The following is a 3,963-nucleotide window of genomic DNA, read 5'->3' as shown; positions in this document are numbered from 1 at the left end:
GTCAAATTGTTCTGCTGTCATAATAATAGAGGTAGTAAAGTCTATTACTTGCTGCGGAGACTTCAGATCTCTTGTCAAGTCACTAGCAATGAAGCTGATCAAGGCAACATTGTCTTCAATCTTTACTTGAAAGCTATCATTACCAAAGTTACTAGTTTTAAACCCCAAGCTTTTCTCTTCTGGTGTTAAACCGTTCAAGTATTCTTGAATGCCGTTTTTTAGTGGCGATGCTTTATCTACATATCTAATAACATAGCTTGAATCGTCTAAATTTGGATTTTCAAAGTAAACTTTTACAGCTAGTTTGTCTCTGAGTGGTTGCTTGTTAATTTTATTAAGATAGTGCTTATAGTTTTCTGCATACGTTTCATCACTGAAAGTACTAGATAGACTAGTAAAGGTTGGCTCACTATCCGTTTTTTCTTCGTCTATAAAAGGAAATGGAAAATATTGATCACATTCTTTTTGGTAGCACCCAAAACTGTATTTGGAGCCATCACTGCATTCAGCATAACCATAAGCTCCAGCATTTAAAGTAATGTTACAAATGTTACTATCTACTTCAATATCATCAAATTTCATTTCGCAGGTTGTAATAGAGTTCATAACATAAATGTTTCGCTGCGACTCTTTCTTGACTAATAAGATCAGATGTTTAAAATCATCTATAGATAGTGACCATGAAATACCTTCTTCAGGTACGTCATTTTTAATTGTAGTATCTGCATCAACGCATAAAGTTTGATAAACCTCTGCTTCCTCTTGGCAAGCAGATAGACATAAAGTGATTAATAATATACCTATAGTCTTATAAATATTCTTTAATAGCATTGTATACTGTCCTCCCTTCACCTTCGGTTTTAGCTGCGACATCTTCATGTACTGCTATATCAGATTGAGTCAACCCATAATGAATAAGCAGATACTTAGTGAGGCAAGCAACGCCTTGAGTTTGTTTTACAGTAAGTTTTTGCCAACTATGCACTTTATTACCATTTGGAGGTCCAACTGTTGGTTTTCCGTTCTTATCGACGGGCATACCTACAACTTCAATTCCTACTGAATAGGAGTTTGCATTACCAGCGTGTATAGTAAGTTTATTCAAGTTAGCTGTTTGATAAATTTTACCATCTTTGTCTACAACAAAATGTGTACCATATGGTTTTGACCCCCTATTAAAAGAATTAAATGTTGCCTGAGCAGAACTATTGACAGTTCGATGCAAAATTATTTTTTTAATTTTCTGAGTATAATTTCTTCTTTCAAGCTTAGGAGTATGATTTTTTATTATACGAGAATGATTTAGAAAACCAGCTTGTATTGGTAGTCTCTCTGTTCTATTGCAAAAACAACCTGATATATTTGAAGGGCAGTCACTACTATTTAAAACTGGTTTTTCAACAATACTAAACTTTTCACAATTGCCGAATGACTTATAGTCTTCACCATCTACTAAATAATGCTTAATTGACTGCGCAATTTCAGACTTCATAACTATATCATCATTATTTTTATCCATATTGTTTCTTGAAAATTTTTCTACTCTTTCTTTTTTTCTGCCTTCTTTCTCATTGGGTAAATCTAAGTCGTTATAATCTTTTGCAAAAACAACGTGTTCAGGTAGTCCGCTAGAAGCAGGAAATATAACCTGAAGATAAAAATCTATAAATTCTAAATCTTTATTTTTAATAGGTTCGAAATATTTTTCGACAATATCTAGATACTCCAATACGGTCATATCAGCAAGTTGTTTGACCCTTCTTAAATTTTTACCTAGACCCCAATAATTGTAAACTGTTTCAAAAATAGGTTCTTTACCTGTCAAGTTTTTATACGTGGAGGGCATGATTTGAATAAGTCCTGTACCACCAGAGTTTCTTTTATTAGGGGTACCTGTCTCAAATTTCTCTCCACTTTCCCAAGAAAATATAGCCATCAAATTATTTGCTGTTTTCAAATAATTATTTGGCCATAGGTTTTGGCATATCTCAATCACTTTTAGCCTTTCATCGCAATTAAACTTTTTACCCCAAATCAAATCATGTGCTTTACAAATACAGGAACCATTGGTAGTAGTGATATCCTTTGGCGTACCATCAGAGCTATTACTCGGTTTAGTTGTCACGTTTACAGGTATATCTGGCTTGCTTGGTTGAGAAGAACTACTCGTAGATGAACTAGTAGCGCCGCCTGTAAGAATTTTTAGTTTATCACCAGGGTGAATAATATCAGTAATTTTTAAGCCATTAGCACGAGCTAAATCATTAGTATTGACACCATGCTTACGTGCAATACCGCTCAAAGTATCGCCATTTTTCACGGTATAACTACCTGATGTAGATGAAGAGCTAATACCTGAATTAGTACTAGCCGCAGGCGCCCCTCCAGAAGGCTTATCATTTTCCCCACCACTCATAGCTTCATTTAAGTCCTCCAGCTCTCCTTTTGCTTTGTCACCTAACGCGCCTAAACCATTACCTATAGTCTCAAAAGCCCCACCAATAGCGCCGGCCGTGCCTTTCACTATATCAGCTGCAGCATCCATCGCACCATCGAAAAACCCATTTTCTTCTTTATCAGAGGAGGATGGTTTTGACGTGGATATAGGAGTGGGGGTGGATGAGGGCTTCGGTGTCGTGTGAGTCTGTGCTGAACCATCACTACGTAGCTTGATCGTTTGGTCCGCTTGTAATGTTGTTGGATCCGTTATCCCGTTCATACGTTGAAGCTGTTCTACAGATACGCCGCTTCTTTGTGAGATACTAGATAAGGTATCACCTTTTTTAACTTTATAGTGAGTCTGCGAGGTTAACGAGTCAGGTCTATCATTCGTTTTACCCGTCAAACTGCTACCTTTGGGTGGCACTTTGATAACTTGACCTGGAACTATCTTATTAGGGTCTTTAATAGTCGATTTATTAAGCTGCGCTAGTATCTGCCATGTGGTGTCATACATTTTAGCAATCGTATACAGATCTTGACCCTTCTTGATTTCGTACTCATCTTTATTTGACTCAACTTTATGGGTGCTTCTTTTGTAAGAGTTTTGAATTTGATGAAGTGCTTTAAGCTTCGCTACTTGAATATAAAAAGGCGCTTTTATTGTATACGTACCTTTCCTATCTGGTACTTTGATTAATTTTTTAATTACGATCATTTTTTTAGTTAAAGGGTGACGTATATGAACGACTAATATCGTGCCAGGTGGTCGACTGATCGGTGTGCCAAGTCCTTGAGCGTTAGTGGTGTTAGCACTAATCAACTTCCCTAGCTCTCTAACTTCATGATATAAGTTGGGAAAAGGTTGGTTAAGAAGACTAATAAACTTGAGTTGAAATACAATGCTTTTAGTTTTACTCATCGTTGCTCTCCTGATCAGAGTTTTGGTCTGAAGAATCCTTTGATTCATTGTTACTATCTTCGTCAGACACTTCTACCTCTTCATCTCCATCAGGTTCAAACTCAACACCCCAATCCGTATCTTTAAAGCCCACTAGTATTTCAACCTCTTCTTCTTTATCGCTAATCACTGGTGCGGTACGCCCATGTTCATCTAATACACCTTCTATCAGTTGCCCGTCAGGTCTTAGCATCTGAAACTCGATATCTTCAAAATTGTGCTGATAAAACAAATCATAAACATCGAGTTTATTACTAAACAGCGGAATAGTATCAGGCATCATCGGTAGCGAGTAATTGGCTTTAGCCCCCGCCACCATCTCTTTCTTCACTGCTTTTATCTTAACCGTGCCTGGGCACACCAGCTTAATACCACTGTCATCGATGGTAATCGACGCTCCAGCTGACGTTTGCAGCTTAATCCGCTTCGGACTCGACACATTGACCTGACCTGACTCACTACCGATTGTCATACTTTGCTGACTGTGCAGCTGCAACTCACCGCCTTGTGCCTGTATCGCTACAGGTTTGCTATTGGCACTGATGTGTAGTCCTGACTGACCA

The 3,963-nt window shown here is 37.6% G+C and carries 3 protein-coding genes; all 3 read right to left on the bottom strand.

The genetic code is table 11. The annotated features are described in order from the left end of the window. Positions 1 to 831 (bottom strand): hypothetical protein (locus tag ACT3QP_RS14245; RefSeq protein ID WP_444525963.1); only part of this gene is annotated, 831 nt, incomplete at its 3' end. Beyond that, positions 809 to 3,361, bottom strand: coding sequence for a LysM peptidoglycan-binding domain-containing protein (locus tag ACT3QP_RS14240; RefSeq protein ID WP_444525962.1), 2,553 nt, complete (start codon positions 3,359 to 3,361; stop codon positions 809 to 811). The genes ACT3QP_RS14245 and ACT3QP_RS14240, both read right to left, overlap by 23 nt. Beyond that, a partial coding sequence (locus tag ACT3QP_RS14235; protein WP_444519282.1) for a DUF2345 domain-containing protein occupies positions 3,354 to 3,963 on the bottom strand: 610 nt, incomplete at its 5' end. The genes ACT3QP_RS14240 and ACT3QP_RS14235, both read right to left, overlap by 8 nt.

Origin of the sequence: Psychrobacter sp. AOP7-B1-24, assembly GCF_052376215.1 — a bacterium.
In the GTDB taxonomy this organism is placed as follows: Bacteria; Pseudomonadota; Gammaproteobacteria; order Pseudomonadales; family Moraxellaceae; genus Psychrobacter.
The sequence above is the reverse complement of the archived record's forward strand: the minus strand, read 5'-3'. Positions and strand labels throughout refer to the sequence as shown.

Bases quoted from the DNA above. Each gene is read 5' to 3' on its own strand.
- ACT3QP_RS14240 (WP_444525962.1), bottom strand. From the start codon at position 3,361: ATGAGTAAAACTAAAAGCATTGTATTTCAACTCAAGTTTATTAGTCTT.